The organism is Streptomyces mauvecolor (assembly GCF_039532965.1).
In the GTDB taxonomy this organism is placed as follows: Bacteria; Actinomycetota; Actinomycetes; order Streptomycetales; family Streptomycetaceae; genus Streptomyces; species Streptomyces violascens.
On record NZ_BAAASQ010000009.1, the window covers coordinates 215,742 to 242,308 of the forward strand.

A 26,567-nucleotide genomic window follows, 5' to 3' on the forward strand; every position below is an offset into this window, starting at 1 on the left:
GCCTTGCCCCTTCCTTACAGCTCGACACTGTCAGGGTATGGGGCAAGGCCTGTTCTATGCGCCCCCCTTCAAGCATGAAGAAGCGCCCCCTGCCCGGCCTGAACGCCGTCAGGGGGCGTACTCGTTGGGGGAGCGGCTGCTACAGGGCGGACTGGAACGCCGAGGCGCTGGGCACGTTCCCGCTTGCCGCCGTGACGCGGTTGAGTGCGGTCGGGACGTGTCCGGCATGTTGGGCGGCGGCCCGTGCGGTGAGCGGGCGGCGGGTGGTCTCAGCCGGGAGGGAGACAGTGCGGCGGGCGGCGGCGGAGACAAGTGCGGTGGTCATGGCGTCATTGTGCACGGCGGCGTCCCGCTTCGAGCGGTGTTTGGTAGCGGGTGCCAACCCTCGCGGTTCTGCTACGCGATCTACGCTGAATCCATGAGTGACATCTACGCCTTCGACCTCGCGCTGGATCTACGCGCGGAATCATCGCAAGAGGTGCTGGACTTGGTCCAGTGGCATTTGGGGCTGGACTCGGAGCAAGTACCGGGTGGGGACCTGTCAGACGACAGTAATCTGGACGCTTTCCCGCTGTGGTCCGGCCGAGGCGCTGCCCATCGGATCGGTGGAGTCCTGTTGGGTGGACTCGTTCATGGGACCCGAGGGTGGGCTCTAACTGTGCGACAGGAAATTCATTCCGAGGATCTTCCGGAGCTCAAAGAGCTTGTCGAGCAACTTGCTCGCCATTCTGTGTCAGATGGCCTTATTGGGCAGATTCGATTTCCTGAGAGCGAACTGCCGGACGTCTTGTTCAATCGGTCCGGCACTCTCGTGCAGTTCTCGTTGATACAGCGGGAGGAAGTCGAAGTGCTGGCGGATTGACCGCCAGTTGGCTAGCTGTCCTCGACAGTCCTGCTCAGCCGCAGGGTCACTTCCGCGCTGGCCAGCATGCGGACGATCTCGATGGGCTGCTTCTGGAACTCGGCCATGACCACGTCAGCCGGGTCCACGCGGTGTAGATCCCCGTCCAGCCCCTGGGCTTCGATGACATAACGGAATCCCAGCGGGCCGGTGGGGTCGTCGGCCACTTGCCAGGTGGCCCTGTGGCGACGCACAAGGACATCAGCGAGGAAGGAGGTGAGATCACTGTGCAGGGTGGCCCAGTCCGCCTGTTCAAACTGCGACAAAGGGAGTCGCGATACATAGTTCTGCAAGGCAGGGATCAGACTCAGCGGGTCCTGTTCGTAGGCGCCCTCGGAGACTCCGAGCATCTTTGCGAGTTCCAGAGCGTTCTGTCGACTTCCCTCGGTCCACTGCTGCAGATCTGAACCTAGTTCTTGGGACTCACCCTGCTGGCTCATAACTCGCCTTCCATGTTGCCGTTTCACTTCAGTTTCGGAGCGGGGCCATATTCTACGAATATGATACGGGCCCGTATGAGGTAGTTACGCAGTTCGGCCGACGGCCCTGCGTGTGTGAACACCCATCGGGGATCGTAGCCAGGGTCGGCCCGCCGCAGCGCGAGATCCTTGTGGATCTGCTCCTTGATGTGCTTACTGAGGGGCACTTCCACCTTGATCGTCTGATGGCCCCCTCCGTCGAGCTTAATGGTCCGGTACTCCTGGTATGTCTTGATCTCTACAGCCAGTGTCCGACCGTCGGGCAGATCCACTGGCACGTCGACCTTCCGGCCGCCAACAGCCTCGACCGGGTACAGCGGATGGCTGTTTGTCGGAACCGGGAAGTGCCGCTCGGCCCCGCCGCCGTAGAGCTGGCGGAAGTAGTCCTCCGCTGTCGACCACCGTGTCCTCTTGTCGCGCAGTCTGCGGACCTGATCCAGCGTCAGGTCCGCCTGCCCCGGCGGCAGCGCAGGCCGGGAGTGATTGGCTTCTCCGCCCTCGCCGTTGCCATGCTCCGCCTCATGCCCGCCATGGGGCTCTTCGCCGTGGTGACTGTCCTCCCACCGTTCGCCATTGGCCTCGTGCATGTGGTGGCCGCCATCGTGCCCACCGGGGTGACTGCCGGACGTGGCGGTGCCCCCGTCATGTCCGGCTCCGTGCTGAGACGGTACGTGCACGTCTCCTGCGGCCACGCCGTGTGGCCCGCCTGAGGCACTCGGCGGGCGGGTCTGCTCGGTTGCGTGTTGACCGGGCGGCGCATGGTCAGCACGCGGCGGGAGGCCCCCTCCGCTGCGGCTCGCAGCACTCTCTCCTGGCTGGGCGCCTGTCATGGCCGGTTCGTGGTGGGGGAGGTTGTGTTCTAGCATCGCTCGGTCGGCGGCCGAGAGTTCGATGTGTGCTGCGGCCTTCGTGCCGTCCGGCAGGGTGACGGTGTTTTCCTTGAGGTCGAGGCGACTGCCGTTCGGCCACTCGATCACGTCGCCCTTGATGACGGGTACTTCGTCGCTGAATTTGAGGACGGTGCCGTCGGGCTGGAGGTGGGCGGCGTCCGCGAGCGGGCCGAGGGACAAGCCCTTGAGGCCCTTGAACACATCAGCGACCTTCCCGACGCCGAACTTGCCCGCCGAAAAGACGTACGTCATCGGGTCGACGACGCGTCCCACCTTGCCCAGCACCGAGACGGTCTTGGCGACCGCTCCGCCCTTGGCCGCCGCTCCGGCGCCGCCGGTGAACACGGTCGTCAGGACGTTGAAGGTGACGCCGCCCGCGGCGCGGGCCGGGTTCTTGCCCCACTCGTCGTACGCGATCAGCGCCTTGCCGGTCTCCTTGAGGGCGGTGCGGGAGTCGCGGAACCAGGTGGGCATCATTTTGTCGGGGGTGGCCCAGAACAGCGCGTTGGCGCCCGGGGTGATCGCGATGGCGAGGCCGGTGACGACCTTGGCCAGGCCCTTCCAGGCCTCGCCGGCCGCGTCCGACCCATTGCAGCCGAGCAGGATGTCGATGCCTTTGACGGTGCCCCAGATCCCGTCGACGATGAAGCCGTCCCACACAAAGCTCTTGACCTGGTGCCCCAGCCAGCTCAGCCCGGTGTATTCGGGCTCCGCGTAGGTGCCCCAGGGGGCGTTGTCCAGGTGGTTGAGGTCGTCGGCGCTGGCCCCGTAGGCGCTGGTGCCCTTGGGCAGCATCTGTCCGCCGCTGAGTCTGCCGAGGACCAGGGTGCTGCCGCCGACCAGCGCGGTGATTTTGTTGTGGCAGGTGATCTCGGCTTCGTAGAACGCCTCCAGGGTGGCCTGGACCTCGTCCTTGAGGCCGTCGTTGCGGTCCCGCTTCTTCTCATCGCGACGCCAGTGGTCATCGCCCGCAATGGTCGCGGTGAACGCGAACGCCTGGCGCTGCAGGTCTTCGAGCTTCTTCGCCAGCGGCCGCACCTCCTGGCTGTAGGCGCTCAACGCACCGGCCACCTTCTCCAGCTGCCCCGCGAACGTCGCCGTCTTCGCAGCCACCGGCGCCGTCGTGGCGAACAACTGGTCCGCCTCCGGCGCCTTGTAGAACGCCGCCGTGCTCTGGAAGTGGGAGTGGATCCCCGCCCCGGCATCGCGAAACGCACCGGCCTCCGAGGTCAGGAGCGCCGTGTCATGGTCGAGGCTGTCCAGGTCGCCGGTGAACTGCGGGATACCCGAGGGCACGATCGCTTCGGCCTCACTCACTGACGGCCTGCTTCCCCGAGAACCCCGGCGGCGCCGGGACCGGCTCCTGGATGGCCGCGTGCTGGGCCTGCGCGGCCATCGTCAGATCACCCTTGGCGTACTCGGTGGTCGCCTCCACCGCCCCGGTCAACGACTTGCCCGTGCGCTCCACGACGTACCGAAGATCCTTCTGCCAGTGCTGCATGAACTCACCCAGCGCCGCAGCCACCGGACCCGTCGCCAGCGCCGGCCCCGTATACCCCGATGCGACCGTGCCCGCAGCCGTCGCCGTCCGCGGCAGCGTGTCACTCAGATTCGTCCCCGCCGTCGACAAATCCTCCGCCGACACCGCCGCCTTCTTGAGCGCGCCCTGAACCCCCGACGGACTGATATCCCACCCGGTCACCGCAAACTCCCCGCTCCCCGTCGCCCCAACCCCGCCCTGCAGCCAATGGCACCCCATGAGCCCCGCGGGCAAGATTCAATTTCTACCCAATGGACGTTGCACACGCAATGCAGATCCGAGCCGATCGGAAAGAGATCCAGCCACGCCACAGGGATCAACGAAATCAGCGCCGAGGACGTGGTCGCCGGGGACTCACCGGTGATCGAATAGAGGGGCAGGAGGCCACACCAGTACGTTGCGACGTGAGCGGACGCCAATGGGTCCGGAGGTGCTGTCGCGACCAAATGGGCAGTACTGCGATCGGTTTGGGTTGTCGTTTCCTCCGGACCCGGCCCCATGCTGCCCGGCGAACCCCAACGATGCAGGACGGGGCGGGTGTTCACCCCACCGAGTGACGAAAGCGCCCACCCTGCCCGACGAGCAAGGCGCCCGCCGCGTCCGCGTCGACGGAAAGGTCCTCGGCCGCGCCGCCGATTGGGACCTCACGGAGTACCTGTGACGGGCCGGTCTGGAGCATCCTGAACTGCTCGGCCGGCGTCTCCCTCGGCGAAGTTCTCGGACTCCCAGGTTCCGCCACGTCCGCCCTGGAGCCATCGGACTTGGTAGGTGCAGGAGCCGTCCTTACGATCACGCTTCCTGATGGTCGCCATGGATGGACGGTAGGCCCATTTTCGAGGTGGCGTTTGGCCTGCGTTTGGCCACAAAATGAAAACGATCAGCCGGTGATTGCGTTTCCGCAGGTCACCGGCTGATCAACGAACGCTCGATTCGGGACCGTAAACCGAACCCAGCGTCCTGGCTGTGGAGTTGTTGCCGCCCGGCGGAACGAGGCTGGCGCGACAGGACGTTCGCACCGCCGGGCGGGGTTCTCGGGGGGAGGATTGCCGGGATCGCGGCGGCGGCGATTGGTGTGGGCGCCGGGGGCCTTCCTTCAGGTCAGGAAGGGCGGCGCTCACGCCTTCACCACCGCACTGGCATCGCCACACCGCCGCGATCCTCGGGTTGTCCATATCCGCCGACCACCCCTCATCCGGGTCGGCGGATCGGACTGTGCAAAGGGTTTGACCTCCCGTCAAATCCCTTGCACGGTCTGGAGGTTGAACCGAGGAGACTAGTCCTCGCGCAGGGCGCGGACCGCTTCCTCGACGCGCTTGCCGTACTCGGCGTCCGCGGCGTGGAAGTGGGCCAGGTTCTTCTCGATGACGTCGTCGCGGGAGACCTGCGAGAGGCCGCCGGCGATGTTCGCGATGAGGCGGGACTTCTCGTCGTCCGACATCAGGCGGTACAGCTCGCCGGCCTGGAAGAAGTCGTCGTCCTTCACGTGGGCCGGGGCGGCGTGGGTGCCCGTGTAGCCGTGGATGGCGAGGGGGGCCGAGAGGGCCGCGTCGGTCTGGGCGGGGCCCGAGTACGAGTTGGGCTCGTAGTTCTTGTCGGTGCGGCGGCCGTTGCGGGTCGCCATCAGGCCGTCGCGGCCGTAGTTGTCGGCCTCGGTCGCCTTGGGGGCGTTGACCGGCAGCTGGGTGTGGTTGACGCCCAGGCGGTAGCGGTGCGCGTCCGCGTAGGCGAACAGGCGGCCCTGGAGCATCTTGTCGGGCGAGGGGCCGATGCCCGGAACGAAGTTGTTCGGGGAGAAGGCCGACTGCTCGACCTCCTGGAAGACGTTGTCCGGGTTGCGGTCCAGGACCAGGCGGCCCACGCGCTGCAGCGGGTAGTCGCTGTGCGGCCACACCTTGGTGAGGTCGAACGGGTTGAAGCGGTAGTCCGCGGCCTCGGCGGCGGGCATGATCTGCACGTACAGCGTCCAGGACGGGTTCACACCGCGCTCGATGGCCTGCAGGAGGTCCGTCTGGTGGCTGTTGGCGTCCTTGCCGACGGTCTCGGCGGCCTGCTCGGCGGAGAGCGAGCGGATGCCCTGGTTCGTCTTGAAGTGGTACTTGACGAAGAAGGCCTCGCCCTGCGCGTTCGTCCACTGGTAGGTGTGCGAACCGTAGCCGTTCATGTGGCGGTACGAGGCCGGGATGCCGCGGTCGCCCATGAGCCAGGTGATCTGGTGCGTCGCCTCGGGGGCGTGCGCCCAGAAGTCCCAGACGTTGTCCGGCTCCTGCTTGCCCGTGAAGGGGTCGCGCTTCTGGGAGTGGATGAAGTCGGGGAACTTGATGGGGTCCTTGATGAAGAACACCGGGGTGTTGTTGCCGACGAGGTCGTAGTTGCCCTCTTCGGTGTAGAACTTCAGCGCGAAGCCGCGCGGGTCGCGGACCGCGTCCGCGCCGCCGAGCGAGTCGGCCACGGTGGAGAAGCGGATGAACGTCTCCGTGCGCTTGCCCACCTCACCGAGGAAGTCGGCCTTGGTGAAGCCGGTGACGTCGTCGGTCACCTCGAAGTAGCCGTACGCACCGGAGCCGCGGGCGTGCACCACACGCTCCGGGATGCGCTCACGGTTGAAGCGCGCGAGCTTCTCCAGGAGGTGCTGGTCCTGGAGCAGGATGGGGCCACCGACGCCGGCGGTGGCGGAGTTCTGGTTGTCGGCGACGGGGGCGCCGGACTCGGTCGTAAGCACGCGCTTCGACATCGTGACCTTCCGTACTGGAGCTGCACCGCTGAGGTGTTCCGCGGTTCCTGGAGCGTAAATACGCCCGGAAGGGAACGTCAACAGTTTGTTGAAAAACGAGATGTGGGCTTCCGGGCGGCGGCGGCGCCTGGGCGCGACAGGACAGGTGTCAGCGCCGCCGCCGCCCGGAAATCAGGGGCCCCCGAAGGGGTGCTTCCGGTGGGTCGGACCCGCGGAGTGGGTCAGACCTGCGAGCCGGAGAGGCGCTCGACGGCGCGCAGCAGGGCGGAGTGGTCCAGGCCGCCGTCGCCCTGGGCGCGCAGCGACGCGACCAGCTGGGCCACGACCGCGCCGACCGGAAGGGCCGCGCCCACGTTGCGGGCGGCGTCGGTGACGATGCCCATGTCCTTGTGGTGCAGGTCGATCCGGAAGCCGGGCTTGAAGTCCCGGTTCAGGAAGTTGTCCTTCTTGCGGGTCAGCACGGTCGAGCCGGCCAGACCGCCGTTGAGGACGTCCAGGGCGGCCGTGAGGTTCACGCCGGACTTCTCCAGGAAGACGACGGCCTCGGCGCAGGCCTGGATGTTGACCGCGACGATGAGCTGGTTGGCGGCCTTCACCGTCTGGCCGGAGCCGTGCGGGCCGCACAGGACGATGGTCTTGCCGAGGGCCTGAAGGATCGGCAGCGCCGCGTCGAAGTCGGCCTGCTCGCCACCCACCATGATCGACAGGACGGCCTCGATGGCGCCGGCCTCGCCGCCGGAGACGGGGGCGTCGAGGACGCGGATGCCCTTCTCGGCGGCGTTCTTCGCGAGGTCGACCGAGGTCTGCGGGGTGATCGACGACATGTCGACGATCAGCGCGCCCTGCTTGGCGTTGGCCAGGATGCCGGCCTCACCGTACGCGATGGCCTCCACCTGGGGGGACGCCGGAACCATCGTGATGATCACGTCGGCGTCCTTGACGGCCTCGGCGATCGAGCCGGCCGCGGTGCCGCCGGCCGCCGTGAGGCGGTCCAGCTTGTCCTGCTCCAGGGTGAAACCGGTGACCGAGTAACCGGCCTTGATCAGGTTCTCGGACATGGGGGAGCCCATGATGCCGAGGCCGACCCATGCGATCTTGGGGAGGTTGCTCATGAGGGTGCTGCCTTCCTAAAAGCTTTGGTACGTCAAGAAGTTGAGGCCCGGGGGGCGTGCCTCAGCGGGCCGCGCGGGCCTCGGCGGGGAGCCACTCGAAGGAGGCCGCGGCGTCGGCGGCCTTGTACTCCAGGCCCACCCAGCCGTCGTAGCCGGCCTTGCCCAGCTGGTCGAGGAGCTCCTCCAGCGGCAGCGAGCCGGTGCCCGGCGCGCCACGGCCCGGGTTGTCGGCGATCTGCACGTGGCCGGTCTTGTCGGCGTACGCCTCGATGACCTCGGAGACGTTCTCGCCGTTCATCGAAAGGTGGTAGATGTCGAGCAGGAACTTGGCGTTGCCAAGACCCGTCGCGGTGTTCACCTTGTCGATGACCTCGATGGCGGCCGGGGCGCTCACCAGCGGGTAGAGCGGCGACTCCGGCTTGTTCAGGGTCTCGACCAGGAGGATCGCGCCGACCCGGTCGGCCGCGCGGGCCGCCAGGACGAGGTTCTCCAGGGCGAGGGCGTCCTGCACCTGCGGGTCGGCGCCCTCGACGCGGTTGCCGTAGAGCGCGTTGAGCGCCTTGCAGCCGACCGAGGCGGCGAAGTCGGCCGCCACCTCGATGTTGGCGCGGAAGCGGTCCGACTCCTCACCGGGAATCGACAGCGCGCCGCGGTCCGGGCCCGGCAGGGCGCCGGCGTAGAAGTTGAGGCCCACCAGTTGGGTGCCGGCGTCGTCGAGCGCCTTCTTGAGGGCGTCGAGCTCGGCCTGCTCGGGGGTGGGGGTCTCGATCCAGGGCCACCACAGCTCGACCGCCGTGAAGCCCGCCGCGGCCGCGGCCGCCGGGCGCTCCAGGAGCGGGAGTTCCGTGAAGAGGATCGAGAGGTTCACATCGAAGCGCTGGTTCGTGTATCCCATGAGGGGTATGCGCTCCTTCCGTATTGCGGAAGTTGTTTTCTGCTTGATGGAAGGTTGCAGGGGGACCGGCGGGCTTGTCAAGGGGGCCTCCCGGATTTCGTCCACCTCGCAGTAGGTTGAGCGCGTGCGATTGAGAGTGGAGTTCACGACCGAGCCCTTCGACCTCGACGAGGCGCCCCCGCATGCGGTGGTCGCCCGCGACGTCATCCAGGCGGCCCGGCTCGACGCGGTCGACGTCGGCCCCTTCGGCAATACCGCGGAAGGCGGCGCCGACGAGGTGCTCACCGCGGTGGACGCGCTGCTGCGCCAAGCGCTGGCGGCGGGCGCCACCCGCGTCTCGCTCCAGGTCAATGTGATCGGGGAGGGCGAGAAGTGACCGAACCCGCGGACCACCCCCTGATCCAGGCGGTCAAGCCGCTCGTCGACGCCATGGGCGCGGACATATTGCCGCCCGCCCAGGCCCTGCCCGACGACGTGGTGCTCGCCTGGGAGGGCGAGGACGTGGTGGCCGTGCGGCTGCCTCAGCTCTCCGACTCGCTGGATCACATCCTGGCCGCCATGGAGCGCCGCCACGGCATGCCGCTCGCGTCCCTGGACCGCAAAGCCAAGCAGTCCGCCGTACGGACCCTGGAGGCGCGCGGCGCCTTCTCGGTGCGACACGGCGTCGAGACGGTCGCCTCGGCCCTCGGAGTCAGCCGGTTCACCGTGTACAACTACCTGAACAGGGAAAACACCGCCAAGGATGACTGAGCGAGCACGCTCGGTGCCCATTCAGGCACCCCCCGCGCAACGAACCGCCGTCCGGACACCGGGCGGCGGTTTTTGTAACCCCAAGTTTTCAACAAAGTGTTGACGGGATGTTTCGGAGAGCGTTAGCTATCCGCAGCCCGTTCAGCACCAAGGCCACGGAGGCCGCCGTGACTACGACTTCGACGCCGGGCCTCGCCCGGTTCAACACCTCACAGGATGACGCGGCCCTCGCCGTGCTCCACGAGGTGTGCGCCAGTTCGGCGTGGGGGAGCAAGCTGCTCGCCCAGCGCCCGTACGCCACCGCAGAGGACCTCTTCACCGCCAGCGACGCCGCTCTGGCCGAGCTGGGTGTGAAGGACCTGGAAGAGGCGATGGCAGGGCACCCGCCGATCGGCCGGCCGAAGCCCGGTGACCCGACCTCCGCACGTGAACAGCGCGGAATGGCCGGGGCCTCCGAGGCCCTCAAGGCCGAGCTGCTCGAACTGAACCTGGCCTACCAGGAGAAGTTCGGCCATGTCTTCCTGATCTGCGCCACCGGTGCCACCGGCGAGCAGATGCGCGACGCGGTGAAGACCCGGATCGGCAACACCGCCGAGGAGGAGCGCGAGATCGTGCGCACCGAACTCGGGAAGATCAACCGAATCCGGCTGACCCGTCTCGTAGAAGAGGACAAGGACTGATGAGCACCGCGACCACCGCCTCGGTGTCCACGCACATCCTGGACACCAGCATCGGACGCCCCGCCGAGGGCGTCGCCATCGCGCTCGCGGCCCGCTCGGGCTCCGGCGCCGAGTGGATCTCGCTCGGCGGCTCCGCGACCGACGCGGACGGGCGCTGCAAGGACCTGCCGGCCCTGCCGGAAGGCACCACCCACGTACGACTCGACTTCGAGGTCGAGTCCTACTTCTCCAAGAAGCAAGCCGAGGCGCAGCAGGACGCCCCCCGCGTAAGGGACAGCGGTGCGTTCTTCCCGGAGGTGGCGATCACTTTCGCCGTCACCCCGGGCGAGCACTATCACGTACCGCTGCTGCTCAACCCGTTCGGCTACTCCGTTTACCGAGGGAGCTAGCAGACATGCCCACGATTCTCGGCCAGAACCAGTACGGCAAAGCAGAGAACCGCGTCGTCAAGATCACGCGGGACGGCGACACGCACCACATCAAGGACCTCAACGTCTCCGTCGCCCTGTCCGGCGACATGGAGGACGTGCACTACTCCGGCTCGAACGCCAACGTGCTCCCGACCGACACCACCAAGAACACGGTGTACGCGTTCGCCAAGGAGTACGGCATCGAGTCCGCCGAGCAGTTCGGCATCCACCTCGCGCGGCACTTCGTGACCTCGCAGGAGCCGATCAAGGTCGCGCGCATCCGCATCGAGGAATACTCGTGGGAGCGCATCGAGACCTCCGACGCCAACTCGAAGTTCATCGGCTCCGACGAGGTCAAGCACTCCTTCGTCCGCAAGGGCCAGGAGACCCGGGTCACCCAGATCACCTACGACGGTGAGAAGTGGGAGGTCATCTCGGGCCTCAAGGATCTCGTGGTGATGAACTCGACGAACTCCGAGTTCTGGGGCTACGTCAAGGACAAGTACACGACGCTCCAGGAAGCGTACGACCGCATCCTGGCGACGCAGGTCTCGGCCCGCTGGCGCTTCAGCTGGACCGATGACGAGCAGAAGGCGCCGAACTGGGAGAAGTCCTACGAGCAGGTGCGCAAGCACATGCTCCAGGCCTTCGCCGAGACGTACTCCCTCTCGCTGCAGCAGACCCTGTACCAGATGGGTTCGCGCATCATCAACAACCGGTCCGAGATCGACGAGGTTCGCTTCTCGCTGCCGAACAAGCACCACTTCCTGGTGGACCTCGAGCCGTTCGGGCTCAAGAACGACAACGAGGTCTACTTCGCGGCGGACCGTCCGTACGGTCTGATCGAGGCGACCGTCCTGCGCGACGGCGTCGAGCCGCAGATCCCGGTCGACATGACCAACCTCTGACGCGGCACTGAGCCCGCCCCCGCCCGGCCCCAGTCGGGCGGGGGCCGGCCAGACCGGAGGGACATCCCATGGCACAGCCCGCAATGGGGCCGGCAACAGCCGACGGCCCATGTACCACCCCACCTGAAGGTGCCGTGCACCCGGTGGACGAAAAGCTTCCTGCCGCGCGGCTCGTTCCCGCGGCGCTGCAGCACATCGCCGCCATGTACGCGGGCGTTGTCACCCCTCCGCTCATCATCGGCCAGGCCGTCGGCCTGGACACCGCGGGACAGACCCGTCTGATCGCGGCCAGCCTGCTCATCGCCGGGCTCGCCACTGTCCTGCAGACCCTCGGCGTCGCGAACTTCGCCGGAAACCGGCTCCCGTTCGTCAACGCCGCCTCGTCGGCCGGTATCGCGCCCATGCTCGCGATCGCCGAAACCAGCGCCAAAGGCCATCAACTCCCCGCCATCTACGGCGCGGTGATGGTCGCCGGAGTCTTCTGCCTCCTGGTGGGGCCCTTCTTCGGCCGGCTGCTGCGTTTCTTCCCGCCGCTGGTGACCGGTGTCGTGATCACGCTCATCGGCGTCACGCTGATGCCCGTACCCGTGTCCTGGGCCCAGGGCGGCGACAAGAACGCCGCCGACTTCGGGTCCATGAACCACCTGGCGCTCGCCGCCTTCACGCTCGTCGTGATCCTGCTCTTCCAGCGCTTCGCCCGCGGCTTCCTGCGTCAAGTCGCCCTGCTGCTCGGCCTGTTGATCGGCACGCTCGCGGCGATCCCCTTCGGGATGGCCGACTTCTCCGCCCTGAAGTCCGCGCCCGTCGCGGCCCTGCCGACGCCGTTCTCCTTCGGCGCCCCCGAGTTCCACCCCGCGGCCGTCCTGTCGCTGTGCATCGTGATGCTGGTCCTGATGACCGAGTCCAGCGCCGGCATGCTGGCCATCGGCGAGATCTGCGAACGCCGCACCGACGGGCGCACCATCGCCCGCGGCCTGCGCACCGACGGCATCGCCACCCTGCTCGGCCCGGTCTTCGGCGGCTTCCCGACCAGCGCGTTCGCCCAGAACGTCGGCGTCGTCTCGCTGACTCGCGTACGCAGCAGGTTCGTTGTCGCCGTCGCGGGCGGCGCCCTGCTCGTGCTCGGCGCCTTCCCCGTGCTCGGAGCCGTCGTCTCGCTGGTCCCGATGCCCGTCCTCGGCGGCGCCGGAATCGTCCTGTTCGGCTCGATCGCGGTGAGCGGTATCCGTACCCTCTCCGAGGCCGGGCTAGACGACAGCTCCAACATCATCCTGGTGGCCGTGGCACTGGGAGCGGGCATCATCCCGCTCGCCGCGCCCACCTTCTACGCCGGATTCCCCGCCTGGGCACAGACCGTGCTCGGGTCCGGCATCAGTGCGGGAGCGCTCACCGCGGTCCTGCTGAACCTTTTCTTCCACCATCTCGGCACCCGGAGCAGCGTCACCGCCCCGGTACTCAAATCCTCGTAGGGTCCTGCCGTGCCCAAGTCACATCACCGCCGCCACTGATTTGAGAAGGAAGCACCATGGCACCTTCGGCAGCCCCCCAGCGCATCGTCATCGAGAACTGTGCGATCGCCACCGTGGACGCGAATGACACCGAGTACGCCTCCGGGTACCTCGTCGTCGCCGACAACAAGATCGAGTCGATCGGAGCCGGCCAGGCCCCGAAGGGCCTGGAGAACGTGGTCCGCCGGATCGACGGCACCGGCCACCTGGTCACCCCCGGCCTGATCAACACGCACCACCACTTCTACCAGTGGATCACGCGTGGTCTGGCCACCGACCACAACCTCTTCAACTGGCTGGTCGCCCTCTACCCGACGTGGGCGCGCATCGACGAGCAGATGGGCCGCGTCGCCGCCCAGGGCTCGCTCGCGATGATGGCCCGCGGCGGTGTGACCACCGCGATGGACCACCACTATGTCTACCCGCGGAACTCGGGCGACCTGTCCGGCGCGATCATCGGCGCGGCCTCCGAGATGGGCGTGCGCTTCACCCTGGCCCGCGGCTCCATGGACCGCAGCGAGAAGGACGGCGGCCTGCCGCCGGACTTCGCCGTCGAGACCCTCGAAGGCGCGCTCGCCGCGACCGCCGAGACCGTCGACCGCTTCCACGACGCCTCCTTCGACTCGATGACCCAGGTCGCCGTCGCCCCCTGCTCGCCGTTCTCGGTCTCCACCGAACTCATGAAGCAGGGCGCCGAGCTGGCCCGCGCCAAGGGCGTACGGCTGCACACCCACGGCTCGGAGACCGTGGAGGAGGAGCAGTTCTGCAAGGAGCTGTTCGGCATGGGCCCCACCGACTACTTCGAGTCGACCGGCTGGCTCGGCAACGACGTGTGGATGGCGCACTGCGTCCACATGAACGACTCCGACATCGCCGCCTTCGCCCGCACCGGCACCGGCGTCGCCCACTGCCCGTCCTCCAACGCGCGCCTGGCCGCGGGCATCGCCCGCGTTCCCGACATGCTGAAGGCGGGCGTCCCGGTCGGCCTCGGCGTCGACGGCACCGCGTCCAACGAGTCGGGCGAGCTGCACACCGAGCTGCGCAACGCGCTCCTCATCAACCGCCTCAACGCCCAGCACCGCGAGGCCGCCCTCAACGCCCGCCAGGCGCTGCGGCTCGGCACCTACGGCGGCGCCCAGGTGCTCGGCCGCGCCGACCAGATCGGCTCCCTCGAAGCCGGCAAGCTCGCCGACTTCGTGCTGTGGAAGCTGGACACCCTGGCCCACGCCTCCATCGCCGACCCGGTCACCGCGCTCGTCTTCGGTGCCGCGGCCCCGGTCACCGCCTCGTTCGTGAACGGCAAGCAGATCGTCGAGAACAGCCGTCTCACCACGGTCGACGAGGACGCCATCGCGGTCGCGACCCGCGAGGAGGCCCAGCGCCTCGCCCGGATCGCCGCGCAGGCCTGACCCCAAGGAGTCCGGCCGAGGGGGACGGCCCTCGGCCGGTCGCCGTGGACCCGAGCGGGGTTCACGGCAGCTGGACCGGGGGGTGCGTACTACAAGGACGTACGCACCCCCCGGAACGGTGAGCGTGTCAATCCCCGCACGCATACCGTGAGTCGGCGCGAGCCGCGCCGACCGCCGGCCCTACCGGAAGCGTGATCCCCGCGCTGCCCGCACCGCCCGACACCACCGGCCATCACCCGGCCCAGCCCCAGCCGTTCGGCTCGACCCGCAACCCGATCGGTGGCACCCCGCGTCACACAGCCAGCCGTGCTGTTCGCACTGCCCTGCACCACCTGTTCCAGCTGCTCACCGCACCACACCGCACCACCTCCCTGACATCCGCGTCCACCGCCGACGTGTAACCGACCGGAGGAACCGCCGTGGCCGCACAGCCCAGGTTTCGCAACTTCGCAGTCACCCCCGCCCAGACCGGCGAGAAGCACCCGGTCGACGAGACGCTCCCCCCGCTGAAAATGTTCACCAGTGGCCTCCAGCACGTGGCCGCGATGTACGCGGGTGTGGTGGCCCCGCCCATGATCGTCGGTCCCGCTGTGGGGCTCGACACCAAGGAAACCGCTTTTCTGGTCGCCGCGAGCCTGTTCACGGCAGGGCTCGCCACCCTTCTGCAGACCCTCGGGATCTGGAAGATCGGCGCCAAGCTGCCCTTCGTGAACGGGGTTTCGTTCGCCGGGGTCACCCCGATGATCGCCATCGGCAAGGAGCACGGTCACGACGCGATCCCCGTCATCCTCGGCGGAGTCATCGTCGCAGGACTGCTCGGCTTCATAGCAGCCCCCTACTTCGGCAAGCTCGTCCGCTTCTTCCCGCCGGTCGTCACCGGAACCGTGATCACCCTGATCGGTGTCTCGCTGCTCCCGGTGGCCTTCAACTGGTCCTCCGGCGGCAACGAGAAGGCCGCCGACTACGGTTCGCTCTCCAACCTCGCACTCGCCGGGATCACCCTGGTCATCGTGCTCGCGCTGCGCAAACTACTGCGCGGCTTCATGCAGCAGATCGCGATCCTGCTCGGTCTGGTGGCGGGTTCGGCCGTCGCGATCCCGATGGGCAAGACCAGCCTGGACGCCATCAAGAACGCGGACGTCATCGGCTTCCCGACGCCGTTCCACTTCGGCGCGCCGCAGTTCGACATCGCCGCGATCGTCTCGATGTGCATCGTGATGCTGGTCTGCATGACGGAGTCCACCGCCGACATGCTGGCCCTCGGAAAGATCGTCGAGCGTCCGGCCGACCAGGAGACCATCGCGGCCGGCCTGCGCGCCGACACCCTCGGATCCGTGCTCAGCACCGTCTTCAACGGCTTCATGGCCAGCGCCTTCGCCCAGAACATCGGGCTCGTCGCGATGACCAAGGTGCGCAGCAGGTTCGTCGTCGCGACCGGCGGGCTCATCCTGATCGTCATCGGGCTCTGCCCGGTCGCGGCCTCGGTGATCTCCCTCGTGCCGCTGCCGGTGCTCGGCGGCGCGGGCATCGTGCTGTTCGGCTCGGTCGCCGCCAGCGGCATCCAGACCCTGTCGACGGCCGCCCTGGAGAAGGGCGAGAACGCGCTGATCGTGGCGGCCTCGGTCGGCATCGGCCTGATCCCGATCGCCAAGCCGGACTTCTACCACGCCTTCCCCGACAAGGCGCTGGTGGTCCTCGACTCCGGGATCTCCACCGGCTGTGTGGTCGCCATCGTCCTCAACCTGGCCTTCAACCACTTCGGCAAGAAGCGCGCCGAGGCGGAGACCGACGACGACCTTCCGTCGGCCGAACCGGCGGTCGCCCTGCACTGACCGCTCAGCCCCTTTGTCCGCGCATCACGGTGTGAGAACGGAAGGGCCGCATCCCACGGGATGCGGCCCTTCGGGGTGTTGCGCCCCCCGGCACGGCAACCCCCTCGCTACTTCTCGCAGGCGATGCCGTCCCCGTCGCGGTCCAGGTGGGCGGCGTAGCCGGGGTCGCCGCGGTGGAGCGGGGCGGCTCCGGCCGCGCGGACGGCGGCGCAGTTCTTGTAGTAGACGCTGCCTCCGCCTCCGCCACTGCTGCTACCGCCGCTGTCCCCTCCGCCGTTGCCCCCGCCGTCGTTCATCGGAGGCGGCAGGCTGGGGCCGTTCGTCCTGGGCTTGGGCTGCGGGGGGAGCTTGGGGGCCGGCGGCGTCGGGGCCGGGGGCGTCGAGGACGGCGTGGCGCTGGGGCTGGCGGACGGCGTCGGCGAAGGTGAAGTGGATGCGGGAGGCGTGACGGCCGAGGCGCTGGCCACCGGCGGCTTCACCTTCTCGGGCTTGTCGTCCTGGCAGCCGGTCGTGGTGAACGCGAGCGCACCGAGCAGGCCGGAGATGAGCAGAGTGCGGACGGCTGGGCTGGATATGCGCATGCGGCGGCTCTTTCGGGCGATCGACTGCTTGTAATGATCTGGTGAAGAGAGAGTACGGGGCGAAAAAGTATCTTTGGTTGAGTTCGGCCAACTCGGCCGAATTCGGCCGCCGTGCGGTCGGAGAACGCACGAAAAGGCGGGTACGACAGCCCTCCGCTGCCGTACCCGCCGTTCCTGCGGGGGCTGTTACCCGATGTGATACGGGTCGCCGTACACCTTCCAGTCGAGCGGGGTGTCCAGGTTCAGGTTGCCCTTCTTCAGGAAGACCCGCTGCTCGGTGTCGACGCGGCTGGTGTCGCTGTGCGCCTCCTCCTGCTTCATCGCCCAGACCCGGGCGTCCAGGAACGCGTTGAGGTACGTCGTCTCGTTGCCGCCCTGCGACGGGGGCTTCGCCTTGGCGAGTGCCTTCTTGCGGATGGAGCTGAAGCTGGTCGGGTCGCTGCCGTCGCCGTGCATCACGATGGCGTCGTAGTAGATGAACTGGCCGAGCGTGCCGACACCGTCGGACTTGCCCTGCTTGACGGCCGGGTCGAAGTACACCCGGTCCCGCTCGTCGTTCTGGGCGTCCTTGAAGGCCGTCTCCGACGCCGCGGTCTTCCAGTCCTTGGTGAAGTTCGGGTCGAGCCCCTTGTGCGAGTCGGTCCCGTTGACCTTCTCCAGGGCGGGCAGGTATTTCGCGAGGACGTTGCCGGGATTGCGGGCGGTGTACAGCTTGACCAGGTCGAGCATGTCGCCGGTGCCGGAACAGAATCCGATGATGCCGGCGGTGTAGCCGCGCCCGTCCTTGATGTCCTCGATGTACTTGTACTGAGCCTTCCAGTTCAGCGAGGAGTTCTCCGCGCTGGAGACGAGCTGCATGGCTATGTCTTTCTTCGCCGGGTCGTCGAGCCCGGTCGCGGCGGCGTTGTTCACCGTCGCATTGTCCGCTGTGGTGGTGGCCGGGTTGTCGGCGGCGTACGCCGTGACCGGAACCGCGAGGAGAGCGGTGCCGAGCAGGGCGCGTACGGCGATCTTGGTACGACGTGCGGTGGTCTTGCGGTGGGGGGTGTGCACCTGGACCTCCATGAGGAAGTTCGTCGCTCCGGTGTTCTGTTAGGAAACTTTCCTACCATTGTCGCGAAGCGGCCGTACACCCCTGCGGCACAAGGAAGTTGAAGTGGCTCTGCGGGTTTCACCGAGGCGGGCCGGCCCGATCTCGCCATGCCGGGGCACCTTCACCGTGGCGGACCTGCTGCTCTTCGCGTCGCTGGGCGACGGACCCGTCGACGCCCTGAGCGAACGACACGCGAGGACCCCACAACCGCCCTTGCAGCCGGGGCGGTTGTGGGGTTCATTTTCCCGGGTGACCGAAACCAGCCGTTCCGAGTCGAGCCGCGTCGAGGCGTTCAGCGACGGCGTCTTCGCCATCGCGATCACCCTTCTCATCCTGGAGATCAAGGTGCCGCCGCACGCGGGCGACCATCTGTGGCGGGAGCTGGGCCGCATGTGGCCCTCGTACGCGGCCTATGTGGTGAGCTTCCTGATCATCGGGATCATGTGGGTCAACCACCACACCCTGTTCAGCTATGTGGCCCGCATCGACCGCACCCTGATGTTCCTCAACCTGCTGCTCCTGATGACGGTGGTCGCCATTCCCTGGCCGGCCGCGCTGATGGCGGAGTACCTGCGGGAGCCCGGCGCCTCGCACGTCGCGGCCGTCGTCTACAGCGGCCTGATGGTCGTGATGGCCCTCAACTACCAAGCGCTGTGGTGGCACCTGACCCGTACCGGGCACCTCTTCGACGACCGGGTGGACAGCGCGGCCGCCCGCGCCACCCGTGCCAGGTTCGCGATCGGCTCGCTCGCCTACCCGGCGACCGTGGGCCTCGCCTTCGTCTCGGCCCCGCTGACGCTCGCCGCGCACGGCCTGCTCGCCGTGTACTACGGCTTCAACCAGCTCAAGGTGCCGGTCGCCGAGGCCGGGCTAGACTGACGGGCTGCCGTTGCCGCACGTCAGAAGACCAGCCAGAAGGAGTCCCGCACGTTGTCCGAGAACCACGAGGCAGCCGTCCCGGCCCCGGGTGTGACCCGCCTCACCCTCGTCTCCGACTGTGGCAACTGCTTCGGCCTGTGCTGTGTCGCCCTCGCCTACGCGGCCTCCGCCGACTTCGCGATCAACAAGCCGGCCGGGAAGCCCTGCCCCAACCTCCAGCAGGACTTCCGCTGCGGAATCCACCGCGACCTGCGGGGACGCGGCTTCCAGGGCTGCACGGTGTACGACTGCTTCGGCGCCGGCCAGAAGGTCTCCCAGGGGACCTTCGAGGGCCGCGACTGGCGTACGGCGCCGGAGACCGCCGCCTCGATGTTCGAGGTCTTCCCGGTGATGCGCCAGCTCCACGAGCTGCTCTGGTACGTCACCGAGGCGCTCGCCCTGCCGAAGGCGCGGCCCGTCCACGCCGAGCTGCGCGCCGCCCTGGAGGAGACCGAGGCGTTCACGGCTCTGGCCCCCGAGGCCCTCGCCGACCTGGACGTTCCTGCCCACCGCGACAAGGTCAACCAGCTGCTCCTCAAGGCGAGCGAGCTGGTCAGGGCCGACTTCAAGGGCAAGAAGAAGGACCGCCGCGGTGCCGACCTCATGGGCGCCAAGCTCAAGGGCGCCGACCTGCGCGGCGCGAACCTGCGGGGCGCCTTCCTGATCGCGGCGGACCTGCGCGGCGCGGACCTGCGGATGGCCGACCTGATCGGCGCGGACTTCCGCGACGCGCGGCTGTCCGGCGCCGATCTGACCGAGGCGTTCTTCCTCACCCAGGCCCAGCTCAACGCGGCGAAGGGGGACGCGACCACTCGGCTCCCGGCGTCGCTGGTGCGGCCTGCGCACTGGTAAGGATCACACCCGGCGAAGCGGTCAGCGCCCCCAGCCCGGGTCCCGCCCGCTCATGCCGATCAGGCGGTCCAGCATCGGCGCCTCGTCCGGTACGTCGACGGCCGGGCCGAACGCCTCGCCGCGCGCGGCCGGGTCGTCCTTCGACGGGGCGAGGAGCTGGTAGGAGACCTCCAGGTCGGCCGGGGCGGGCCGATATGTCTGGCCGGTGGCCCGCGCCACGTCCCAGCCGTGGACGACCAGCTCGTCGAGGGCGACGCGGCCCGCGATCGCCGCGGGGAACGTGAGGCCGCCCGCCTGGGTGTCGCCCTCCCAGGCCGCCGGATCCCGCCAGGCGTCCGCCATCGCGGCGAGGGTCTCGGGCATGGACTTGCGCCAGTCCGCGGCCAGCTCGGGCGGCCGGACACTGCCGGGGGCGGTGCTGGTCGACGGGCCGAACTCCTTGTGCGCGGCATCCTTGAAGGCGACGCCGAGGCCCGCGATGTGCGAGAGAAGATCCCGCAGCACGTACTGGGGGCAGGGTGTCGGGCTCCCCAGCTGATCGTCGCGTACGCCTTCGAGCAGGCGTGTCAGCTCGGCCGCCGCGGGGCCGAGGTCCGGGAGGGGTGCTTGGGCGTTCGTTTCGCTGCTCATGAATTCGCTGCTCATGGAAGGGAGACGGTACGGGGAACGAGAACTCATCGCCGGTTGCGCCACGAATCCGTACGGGGGTCATGGCCCGGGTGTCGCCCGGCTTCGGCGAGGGGCTCAGGTGGGGTCAACAGGGCGGAAACGAGGGGTAGTTGACCGCCCGCCCCTTGCCGTGGCCGCGGCCACCCGGCGACTTCTCGGCGCGGCCGGCCGTGGACGTTCCTTGCCGGCCCGTCAGGTGAGCTTCCGGCCGCCGAACGCGCCTGATCCGTCCGCCTGCTGCCACCACTTCTCCAGGCCGCCCTGGTCCATGGCGCTCCAGTCGGGGCTCTCCTGTACGAGTCCGAGGCCCAGGCGGCGGCCGAGGTCGACCATGCTGCGCCCGACCGTGGACCGCCGGGTGTCGTACGCGGCAAGGGCCTCGGGCCAGCTCTCGGCCGAGGCCAGCGCGGAGCCCAGGGCGGTCGCGTCCTGGAGCGCCTTCACCGCGCCTCCGCCGGTGTGCGGGCGGGCCACCGTGGCGGCGTCCCCGGCCAGGGCGAGCCGGCCGACCGCGTACCGGGGCGCGGTGAAGTCGTACATCGGCTGGATGAAGAGCTCCTCCGGCTTCGTCAGATGCATCAACTGGCCCCAGTACGGCGCGAGCCGGGTGTCCGCGATCTCCAGGGCGCAGGCGCGCAGCGCCTCGGTGAGGGTGCCGGGCGGCAGGCTGGTGGGGGAGTCGAGGGGCAGTCCGTGGCCGGCCGGCGGCGCCGCGAACAGCACCCAGTTGACCCGGTGGCCGCCCCGGCCGTCCGGGATGCGGTAGATGATCGCGTGCCCGCCCGGGAAGACGGCGTACACGCAGTCCTCCACCGGCCAGAGCCCGGGATCGGGCAGCCGCTCGACGGGGAAGGCGCCGCGCCAGGCGAGATAGCCCGCGTACTCCGGTCGCACCTCGGGGTAGGCGGCGGTGCGGACCACCGAGCGATAGCCGTCGGCGCCGATGACGAAGTCGAACCGTTCCGACCGTCCGTCGGCCGTGCTCAACTCGGCGCGGTCCGGCCCGACTTCGAGGCTCTCGATCGACGTACCCGCCCTGAATTCCACCGACTCCGGTACGCGTGCCCGTAGTTCGCGCCAGAGCGGGCCCCAGTTGTACGTGCGGAACGGGAAGGGCAGGATCCCGACGCGGCGGCCCAGCGGGGCCCCTCCGTCGCGAACGTACCAGCAGCGCCTGGCCAGTTGGATCCACGGCATCGCCGTGTCCACGTACCCGGCGGCCTCCAGTTCGGCATAGCGGTCGTTGTGCATCGCGAGTCCCACCCCGCGGTCGGCCAGCTGCCCCGCCGCCCGCTCGTACACCGTGATCCCCTCGGCGCCACCGCGGTGCGCGGCCAGTGCCGCGGCACACCCCGCGACGCTCCCGCCCACAATGGCAACTCGCCCTCCACGCATCCCCAACGCCCTCGCAGTCCTCGTCACACAGAGTGCCGGGCCTCCCCGGCCCGGCGGACGCCCCCCGCGGGATTGTCGCAGCAACCGGTGCCGGGCGCAGGAGGGCACTCGGTCGATCACGGGATGCGGCGCCGTGCCCCGCATGGTCCATTGAGCCCATGGACGCGGACCAGGACCTGCGATCGACGGTCGACGCACTGATGGACGGGCTGCGGTCAGACCTGGAACGGCTGGCCCGCATCCCCTCGATCGCCTGCCCCGGCTTCCCTCCGGAGGTGCGCCGGGCCCACGGCCTGGTCGTGGAGCTGCTGCGGGGCGCCGGCGTCGAGCACATCGAGCAGCTTGACCTGCCCGTCACGGCGCCCGTCTCCTACGCCGAGATCCCCCCGCCCACCCCAGCCGTGCTGCTCTCTGCCCACTACGACGTCCAGCCGCCGGGCGACGCGTCGCTGTGGCGCTCGCCGCCGTTCGAGCCGACCCCGGTCGAGGGCGGGCTGCGGGCCCGCGGCATCGCGGACGACAAGTCCAACATCGTCGTCCACCTCGGCATGCTCCGCGCTCACGGCGGCCGTCCGCCTACCGGCATCAAGATCGTGATCGAGGGCCAGACCGAGGGCCAGGAGGAGTACGGCAGCGCCTTCGACGACTGCCCGCCCACCGACTCCGAGTGGTTCGCCCGCGACGCCGTGATCATCGCCGACCTGGGCAACATCCGCCCCGGCTCACCCACCCTCACCACCGGCCTGCGCGGCGCGAGCGAGGTGGTCGTCGAGGTGCGCACGCCGGCCGAGGCGCGGCACAGCGGAGAGTGCGGCGGCGCCGCCCCCGACGCCCTGCCGGTCCTGCTGCACGCGCTCGCCACCCTCCACCACGCCGACGGCGATGTGGCCGTCGCCGGCCTGCGCCGCGAGGCCTGGTCCGGCACCTCCTGCGCCGACGAGGAGTTCCGCGACCTCGCGGCCGTGCGTGACGGGGTACCGCTCATCGGCACGGGCAGCCTGGGCGAGCGCCTGTGGAGCGGGCCCGCCGTCACCGGCATCGGCGTGGACGCCCCGAGCGTGGACCACGCCGCGCCCGCGCTCGTTCCGTACGCCCGGCACGAGCCGAACCCCCGCTTCCCTCCGCAGCAGGATCCGAGGGAGGCGCAGGGCGCGCTCGTCGCCCATGTGGAGGCACTGCGGCCCTTCGGAATTCCGCTCACCGTCACCCCGGGCGACGCCGGCCCCGGCTTCGAGCCCGCGACCGGTGGCCCGGCCCGTCGCGCCGTGCTCAGCGCACTGCGCGAGGGCTGGGGCGCGGAGCCCGACTTCGTGGCTAGCGGCGGCTCGATCCCGCTGGTCGACGGCCTGGCCAAGGCGGCGCCCGGCGCGGAGGTGCTGCTCTTCGGCGTGCAGGAAGGCATGTGCGCCCTGCACGCCCCGAACGAACGCGTACTCTTCTCCGAACTGCGCGGCGGGGGACTCGCGGAGGCGGCGTTCCTGCGCGGGTCTGCGGCGGCGTTCGGGGGCCGGTCATGACGACGCCGCCTCCCGCCGCGAGTCCGGGGCAGTCACCCCAAGTCCCGCCCCCGGAAACGCCGTTCGAGGATCCGGGGTCGTCGTCCAAGACCGGGGGATTCCGCTTCCCCAGCGCGCTGACGATCCTCGCGATCGTCACGGTCGCCGTGTGGATCCTGGCGTTCGTCATCCCGTCCGGCGCGTACGACCGAAACGCCGACGGGGCGCCCGTCGAGGGCACCTACCACCGGGTCGGCAACGGCCAGAGCTTCGTGGACCGCCTGAACGACCTGTTCCTCTCGCCGGTCAACGGCCTGTACGGCATCCAGGACGCGAAGTCCGGCCGGGTCGGCCCATCCATGGCCGGCGAACTGTACGGCAGCGCCGGGGTGTTCCTCTTCGTGCTCGCCATCGGCGCATTCATCACGGTGGTCTTCGCGACCGGCGCGCTCGACCGCGGCATCGGCCTTCTCGCCCACCGCCTCCGCGAGCGCGGCGCGCTGCTCATCGCGGGCGTGATGACGGTGTTCTCGGTGCTCGGCACGGTCGAGGGCTTCGCCGAGGAGACCCTCGGCTTCTACGGCCTGATCGTGCCGCTGATGCTGGCGCTCGGCTACGACCGCCTGGTCGCGACCGGCACGATCATCGTGGGCGCGGGCATCGGCGTGCTGTGCTCGACGGTCAACCCCTTCGCGACGGGAGTCGCCTCCTCGGCCGCCGGAATCTCCCTGGGTGACGGCATCGTCCTGCGCTTCGTGATGTGGGTGGTCCTGACGGCGGTGTCGATCCTGTACGTGGTCCGCTACGGGCGGCGCGTCCAGCGGGACCCGTCGAAATCCCTGACGGGCTTCCTGCCGGGGGACCTGGAACACCGGGAGGCGGAGGTACGTCCGGCGGACGGGCCGACCGGGCCGACCGAGGAGTCCCCCCGGACCGGGCCCCCGGAGCTGACCCGGACCCACAAACTGGTCCTGACCCTCCTCGCCCTCGTCTTCGCCTTCATGATCTTCTCGGTGGTGCCGTGGTCCAGCGCCCTGACGGGCAAGGCGGACGCCACTCCGTACGGCTGGGAACTGGGCTGGTCCTTCCCGCAGTTGGCGGCCCTGTTCCTGGTGGCCGCTGTCCTGGTGGGCGTCGCGGCTCGCCTCGGCGAGGCCGAACTGAGCGCGACGATCATCCGGGGCGCCGCCGATTTCATCTCTCCGGCCCTGGTCATCGTGCTCGCCCGGGGCGTCACGGTGATCATGAACAATTCGCAGATCACGGACACGGTGCTGCACTCGATCGAGGGCGTCGTGAAGGGTGCCCCGTCCGCCGTGTTCGCCGTGCTCGTCTTCGTGGTGAACCTCCCCCTGGCCTTCCTGATCCCCTCGACCTCGGGCCACGCCACCCTCGCGATGCCGATCCTGGCCCCGCTGGCCGACTTCGCGGGCGTCTCCCGTGCGGTGGTGGTGACGGCCTGGCAGGCGGCGAGCGGCTGGATGAACCTGTGGGTCCCGACAACGGCCGTCACGATCGGCGGCGTGTCCCTGGCAAAGGTCGGCTACAACAAGTACCTCCGCTTCGTGACTCCGCTGCTCGCCATCCTGTTCGTGCTGATCTGCGCGTTCGTGGCGGTGGGGGCGGCCTTCACCTAGCAGCGGCGTTCACGGGGCAATGGCTCCGCCCCCGGTGCTGTGCGGTACCGGGGGCGGAGTCAGGGGGGGGCAACTGCTGGGGTCAGCCGACCAGTTGGTCGTAGGCCGGGAGGGTCAGGAAGTCGGCGTAGTCGGCGTCCAGGGAGACCTTCAGGAGGAGGTCGTGGGCCTGCTGCCACTTGCCGGCCGCGAAGGCCTCCTCGCCGATCTCGGCGCGGATCGCCGCGAGCTCCTCGGCCGCGACCTTGCGGGCGAGCTCGGCCGTGGCCTTCTCGCCGTTCTCGAAGACGACCTCCGCGTTGATCCACTGCCAGATCTGCGAGCGCGAGATCTCGGCGGTGGCCGCGTCCTCCATCAGGTTGAAGATGGCGACCGCGCCGAGGCCGCGCAGCCACGCCTCGATGTAGCGGGTGCCTACCTGGACGGCGGAGACCAGGCCCGCGTAGGTGGGCTTGGCGTCGAGGGAGTCGATGGCGATCAGGTCGCCGGCGGCGACGGACACGTCCTCGCGCAGGCGGTCCTTCTGGTTCGGCTTGTCGCCGAGCACCGCGTCGAAGGAGGCCATCGCGATCGGGACCAGGTCGGGGTGGGCCACCCACGAGCCGTCGAAGCCGTCGCCGGCCTCGCGGTCCTTGTCGGCCTTGACCTTCTCGAAGGCGACCTTGTTCACCTCGGCGTCCCGGCGCGAGGGGATGAACGCGGCCATGCCGCCGATCGCGTGGGCCCCGCGCTTGTGGCAGGTGCGCACCAGGAGTTCGGTGTACGCCCGCATGAAGGGGGCCGTCATCGTCACCGCGTTGCGGTCCGGCAGGACGAACTTCGCGCCGCCGTCCCGGAAGTTCTTCACGATGGAGAAGAGGTAGTCCCAGCGGCCCGCGTTCAGGCCGGCCGCGTGGTCCTTGAGCTCGAAGAGGATCTCTTCCATCTCGTACGCGGCCGTGATCGTCTCGATCAGGACGGTGGCGCGGACGGTGCCCTGCGGGATGCCCACGTAGTCCTGCGCGAAGACGAAGATGTCGTTCCAGAGGCGGGCCTCCAGGTACGACTCCGTCTTCGGGAGGTAGAAGTACGGGCCCTTGCCGAGGTCGATCAGGCGCTGCGCGTTGTGGAAGAAGTACAGGCCGAAGTCGACGAGCGCGCCGGGCACCGGGCGGCCGTCGAACTGGAGGTGGCGCTCCTCCAGGTGCCAGCCGCGCGGGCGCATGACCACGGTCGCGAGCTGGTCGGCGTCCTTCAGGGCGTAGGACTTGCCCGACCTGGCGTCGGTGAAGTCGATGCGACGCTCGTAGGCGTCGATCAGGTTGAGCTGGCCAAGGACGACGTTCTCCCAGGTGGGGGCCGAGGCGTCCTCGAAGTCGGCGAGCCAGACCTTCGCGCCCGAGTTCAGGGCGTTGATGGTCATCTTGCGGTCGGTCGGACCGGTGATCTCCACACGGCGGTCGTTCAGCGCGGCCGGGGCCGGCGCGACCTTCCAGTCGGCCGCGCGGATCTCGGCGGTCTCGGGGCGGAAGTCCAGCGTGGAGGTGCGGGCGATCTCGGCGCGGCGGTCCTGGCGGCGGGTGAGGAGCTCGTCACGGCGGGCCGTGAAGTTCCGGTGCAGCTCGGCCACGAAGGCGAGGGCCGCGTCGGTGAGTACCTCCTCCTGCCGGGGCAGGGGCTCGGCATCGACGATGGCCAGCGGGGACGGCGCTGGTGCGGACATGAGCTGTCACTCCTTCGCGGGCGGTGCCCTGACGGCCGCCGGGTCGCCATGAATGGCACTCAGTGCCAGGGCTCCGAGGTACGACTGCGGGCGCCGGTTGATCTGACGGGCGCTTCTGAACAGTGGATACTAGTTTCCTCATAGTGGAAGTTCAATGGTTTGTTGATGTCGAGATTCTC

26 protein-coding genes are annotated in these 26,567 nt (G+C 69.0%); 14 read left to right on the forward strand and 12 right to left on the reverse strand.

Annotated features, from left to right (window positions below; genetic code table 11):
• Positions 1-139: 139 nt before the first annotated feature.
• Positions 140-325, reverse strand: coding sequence for a hypothetical protein (locus tag ABD346_RS13425; RefSeq protein ID WP_344374747.1), 186 nt, complete (start codon positions 323-325; stop codon positions 140-142).
• A 93-nt stretch (positions 326-418) separates the two neighbouring features.
• Here ABD346_RS13425 and ABD346_RS13430 point away from each other — a divergent pair, with 93 nt between their 5' ends.
• Positions 419-862 (forward strand): hypothetical protein, encoded by a 444-nt coding sequence (locus ABD346_RS13430; RefSeq protein ID WP_344374749.1) that lies wholly within the window; start codon positions 419-421, stop codon positions 860-862.
• Positions 863-873: 11 nt separating this feature from the next.
• Here ABD346_RS13430 and ABD346_RS13435 read toward each other — a convergent pair whose 3' ends face one another.
• From ABD346_RS13435 to ABD346_RS13460, 6 genes are all read right to left on the reverse strand, one after another.
• Entirely contained in the window at positions 874-1,341 is a 468-nt protein-coding gene (locus ABD346_RS13435; RefSeq protein WP_344374750.1) for a hypothetical protein, read from the reverse strand.
• A 23-nt stretch (positions 1,342-1,364) separates the two neighbouring features.
• A complete protein-coding gene (locus ABD346_RS13440; RefSeq protein ID WP_344374751.1) occupies positions 1,365-3,587 on the reverse strand; it encodes a hypothetical protein in 2,223 nt (740 codons plus the stop codon).
• The gene (locus ABD346_RS13445) at positions 3,580-3,972 is read right to left on the reverse strand and encodes a DUF6507 family protein (protein WP_344374753.1); all 393 of its coding nucleotides are present in this window, start codon (positions 3,970-3,972) and stop codon (positions 3,580-3,582) included. Before ABD346_RS13445 ends, ABD346_RS13440 begins: the two co-directional genes overlap by 8 nt.
• A gap of 1,111 nt (positions 3,973-5,083) precedes the next feature.
• Positions 5,084-6,541, reverse strand: coding sequence for a catalase (locus ABD346_RS13450; protein WP_344374754.1), 1,458 nt, complete (start codon positions 6,539-6,541; stop codon positions 5,084-5,086).
• A 221-nt stretch (positions 6,542-6,762) separates the two neighbouring features.
• Positions 6,763-7,653 carry a 2-hydroxy-3-oxopropionate reductase gene (locus tag ABD346_RS13455; RefSeq protein ID WP_344374755.1) on the reverse strand — a complete coding sequence of 297 codons (891 nt, stop codon included), beginning with the start codon at positions 7,651-7,653 and terminating at the stop codon, positions 6,763-6,765.
• 61 nt (positions 7,654-7,714) lie between these two features.
• Positions 7,715-8,548: a TIM barrel protein gene (locus tag ABD346_RS13460; protein WP_344374757.1), complete on the reverse strand. Its 834-nt coding sequence runs from the start codon at positions 8,546-8,548 to the stop codon at positions 7,715-7,717.
• A 124-nt stretch (positions 8,549-8,672) separates the two neighbouring features.
• Between ABD346_RS13460 and ABD346_RS13465 the strand changes: the two genes are divergently transcribed.
• The 9 genes from ABD346_RS13465 to ABD346_RS13505 all read left to right on the forward strand — a co-directional run bounded on the left by ABD346_RS13465 (position 8,673) and on the right by ABD346_RS13505 (position 16,045).
• Positions 8,673-8,924: a YkoF family thiamine-binding protein gene (locus ABD346_RS13465; protein WP_344374759.1), complete on the forward strand. Its 252-nt coding sequence runs from the start codon at positions 8,673-8,675 to the stop codon at positions 8,922-8,924.
• Positions 8,921-9,298, forward strand: a complete 378-nt coding sequence (locus ABD346_RS13470) for a helix-turn-helix domain-containing protein (RefSeq protein ID WP_344374760.1) — start codon at positions 8,921-8,923, stop codon at positions 9,296-9,298. Before ABD346_RS13465 ends, ABD346_RS13470 begins: the two co-directional genes overlap by 4 nt.
• 167 nt (positions 9,299-9,465) lie before the next feature.
• Positions 9,466-9,978 (forward strand): 2-oxo-4-hydroxy-4-carboxy-5-ureidoimidazoline decarboxylase, encoded by a 513-nt coding sequence (uraD, locus tag ABD346_RS13475; protein WP_344374761.1) that lies wholly within the window; start codon positions 9,466-9,468, stop codon positions 9,976-9,978.
• Complete coding sequence (gene uraH, locus ABD346_RS13480) at positions 9,978-10,367, forward strand: hydroxyisourate hydrolase (protein ID WP_344374763.1); 390 nt, start codon at positions 9,978-9,980, stop codon at positions 10,365-10,367. The genes uraD and uraH overlap by 1 nt, the downstream gene beginning before the upstream one ends.
• A gap of 5 nt (positions 10,368-10,372) precedes the next feature.
• A complete protein-coding gene (gene pucL / locus ABD346_RS13485; protein ID WP_344374765.1) occupies positions 10,373-11,296 on the forward strand; it encodes a factor-independent urate hydroxylase in 924 nt (307 codons plus the stop codon).
• 68 nt (positions 11,297-11,364) lie between these two features.
• On the forward strand, positions 11,365-12,765 hold the full coding sequence (locus ABD346_RS13490; protein ID WP_344374767.1) for a nucleobase:cation symporter-2 family protein: 1,401 nt from the start codon (positions 11,365-11,367) through the stop codon (positions 12,763-12,765).
• A 56-nt stretch (positions 12,766-12,821) separates the two neighbouring features.
• A complete protein-coding gene (locus ABD346_RS13495; RefSeq protein ID WP_344374769.1) occupies positions 12,822-14,213 on the forward strand; it encodes an 8-oxoguanine deaminase in 1,392 nt (463 codons plus the stop codon).
• 191 nt (positions 14,214-14,404) lie between these two features.
• Entirely contained in the window at positions 14,405-14,614 is a 210-nt protein-coding gene (locus ABD346_RS13500; protein WP_344374770.1) for a hypothetical protein, read from the forward strand.
• Between the two features lie 18 nt (positions 14,615-14,632).
• Positions 14,633-16,045: a nucleobase:cation symporter-2 family protein gene (locus tag ABD346_RS13505; RefSeq protein ID WP_344374772.1), complete on the forward strand. Its 1,413-nt coding sequence runs from the start codon at positions 14,633-14,635 to the stop codon at positions 16,043-16,045.
• A gap of 107 nt (positions 16,046-16,152) precedes the next feature.
• On the opposite strand, the gene ABD346_RS13510 is transcribed toward ABD346_RS13505, so the two are convergent.
• On the reverse strand, positions 16,153-16,626 hold the full coding sequence (locus ABD346_RS13510; RefSeq protein WP_344374773.1) for an excalibur calcium-binding domain-containing protein: 474 nt from the start codon (positions 16,624-16,626) through the stop codon (positions 16,153-16,155).
• Between the two features lie 186 nt (positions 16,627-16,812).
• Positions 16,813-17,679, reverse strand: a complete 867-nt coding sequence (locus ABD346_RS13515; protein ID WP_344374775.1) for a chitosanase — start codon at positions 17,677-17,679, stop codon at positions 16,813-16,815.
• A gap of 289 nt (positions 17,680-17,968) precedes the next feature.
• Here ABD346_RS13515 and ABD346_RS13520 point away from each other — a divergent pair, with 289 nt between their 5' ends.
• Together ABD346_RS13520 and ABD346_RS13525 are read left to right on the forward strand one after the other, a co-directional pair.
• Positions 17,969-18,598 (forward strand): TMEM175 family protein, encoded by a 630-nt coding sequence (locus tag ABD346_RS13520; RefSeq protein WP_344374776.1) that lies wholly within the window; start codon positions 17,969-17,971, stop codon positions 18,596-18,598.
• Between the two features lie 51 nt (positions 18,599-18,649).
• On the forward strand, positions 18,650-19,489 hold the full coding sequence (locus tag ABD346_RS13525) for a pentapeptide repeat-containing protein (protein WP_344374777.1): 840 nt from the start codon (positions 18,650-18,652) through the stop codon (positions 19,487-19,489).
• A gap of 21 nt (positions 19,490-19,510) precedes the next feature.
• On the opposite strand, the gene ABD346_RS13530 is transcribed toward ABD346_RS13525, so the two are convergent.
• Both ABD346_RS13530 and ABD346_RS13535 read right to left on the reverse strand, forming a co-directional pair.
• The gene (locus tag ABD346_RS13530) at positions 19,511-20,119 is read right to left on the reverse strand and encodes a TIGR03086 family metal-binding protein (protein WP_344374779.1); all 609 of its coding nucleotides are present in this window, start codon (positions 20,117-20,119) and stop codon (positions 19,511-19,513) included.
• Between the two features lie 231 nt (positions 20,120-20,350).
• Positions 20,351-21,553: an FAD-dependent monooxygenase gene (locus ABD346_RS13535; RefSeq protein ID WP_381229995.1), complete on the reverse strand. Its 1,203-nt coding sequence runs from the start codon at positions 21,551-21,553 to the stop codon at positions 20,351-20,353.
• Positions 21,554-21,711: 158 nt separating this feature from the next.
• On the opposite strand from ABD346_RS13535, the gene ABD346_RS13540 reads away from it, so the two are divergent.
• Together ABD346_RS13540 and ABD346_RS13545 are read left to right on the forward strand one after the other, a co-directional pair.
• Positions 21,712-23,070 carry a M20/M25/M40 family metallo-hydrolase gene (locus ABD346_RS13540; RefSeq protein ID WP_344374782.1) on the forward strand — a complete coding sequence of 453 codons (1,359 nt, stop codon included), beginning with the start codon at positions 21,712-21,714 and terminating at the stop codon, positions 23,068-23,070.
• Positions 23,067-24,686, forward strand: a complete 1,620-nt coding sequence (locus tag ABD346_RS13545) for a YfcC family protein (protein ID WP_344374783.1) — start codon at positions 23,067-23,069, stop codon at positions 24,684-24,686. Before ABD346_RS13540 ends, ABD346_RS13545 begins: the two co-directional genes overlap by 4 nt.
• Positions 24,687-24,768: 82 nt before the next feature.
• Here the strand turns inward: ABD346_RS13545 and aceB are convergent, their stop codons facing one another.
• Complete coding sequence (gene aceB, locus ABD346_RS13550; protein WP_344374785.1) at positions 24,769-26,388, reverse strand: malate synthase A; 1,620 nt, start codon at positions 26,386-26,388, stop codon at positions 24,769-24,771.
• Positions 26,389-26,567: the final 179 nt, after the last annotated feature.